This window comes from Streptomyces sp. NPDC058653 (assembly GCF_042716895.1).
Taxonomy (GTDB): Bacteria; Actinomycetota; Actinomycetes; order Streptomycetales; family Streptomycetaceae; genus Streptomyces.
Map to the genome: position 1 here is coordinate 1 of NZ_JBHXRM010000090.1, position 1,281 is coordinate 1,281.

Sequence of the window (1,281 nt, forward strand, 5' to 3'; positions counted from 1 at the left end):
GTCGTGACTGCGTGCCTTTTGAAGAATGAGCCTGCGAGTTTGCGGTGTGTTGCGAGGTTAACCCGTGTGGGGAAGCCGTAGCGAAAGCGAGTCCGAATAGGGCGGTTTAGTAGCGCGCTCAAGACCCGAAGCGGAGTGATCTAGCCATGGGCAGGTTGAAGCGGCTGTAAGAGGTCGTGGAGGACCGAACCCACCAGGGTTGAAAACCTGGGGGATGACCTGTGGTTAGGGGTGAAAGGCCAATCAAACTCCGTGATAGCTGGTTCTCCCCGAAATGCATTTAGGTGCAGCGTCGTGTGTTTCTTGCCGGAGGTAGAGCACTGGATAGGCGATGGGCCCTACCGGGTTACTGACCTTAGCCAAACTCCGAATGCCGGTAAGTGAGAGCGCGGCAGTGAGACTGTGGGGGATAAGCTCCATGGTCGAGAGGGAAACAGCCCAGAGCATCGACTAAGGCCCCTAAGCGTACGCTAAGTGGGAAAGGATGTGGAGTCGCAGAGACAACCAGGAGGTTGGCTTAGAAGCAGCCATCCTTGAAAGAGTGCGTAATAGCTCACTGGTCAAGTGATTCCGCGCCGACAATGTAGCGGGGCTCAAGCGTACCGCCGAAGTCGTGTCATTCCAGCACATAAGGTTAACGCCTGTTGGGATGGGTAGGGGAGCGTCGTGTGCCGGGTGAAGCCGCGCCGGAAGGCAGTGGTGGACGGTTCACGAGTGAGAATGCAGGCATGAGTAGCGATACACACGTGGGAAACGTGTGCGCCGATTGACTAAGGGTTCCTGGGTCAAGCTGATCTGCCCAGGGTAAGTCGGGACCTAAGGCGAGGCCGACAGGCGTAGTCGATGGACAACCGGTTGATATTCCGGTACCCGCTTTGAAACGCCCAGTGTTGAATCCTCTGATGCTAAGACCGTGAAGCCGTTCCGGACCCTTCGGGGAATGGAAAGTGGTGGAGCCGTCGGTCCAAGGTGGTAGTAGGCAAGCGATGGGGTGACGCAGGAAGGTAGTCCAGCCCGGGCGGTGGTTGTCCCGGGGTAAGGGTGTAGCCCGAGAGATAGGCAAATCCGTCTCTCATTGAGGGTGAGACCTGATGCCGAGCCGATTGTGGTGAAGTGGATGATCCTATGCTGTCGAGAAAAGCCTCTAGCGAGTTTCATGGCGGCCCGTACCCTAAACCGACTCAGGTGGTCAGGTAGAGAATACCGAGGCGTTCGGGTGAACTATGGTTAAGGAACTCGGCAAAATGCCCCCGTAACTTCGGGAGAAGGGGGGCCATTTCC

Annotated in this window: 1 rRNA gene (only partly in view); it reads left to right on the forward strand. The window is 57.1% G+C overall.

Going from position 1 to position 1,281, the window contains the following annotated elements:
* Positions 1–1,281: ribosomal RNA gene (locus tag ACFWU9_RS36185) — 23S ribosomal RNA — on the forward strand (its annotated part continues 1,275 nt past the right edge of the window); the annotation flags it as partial.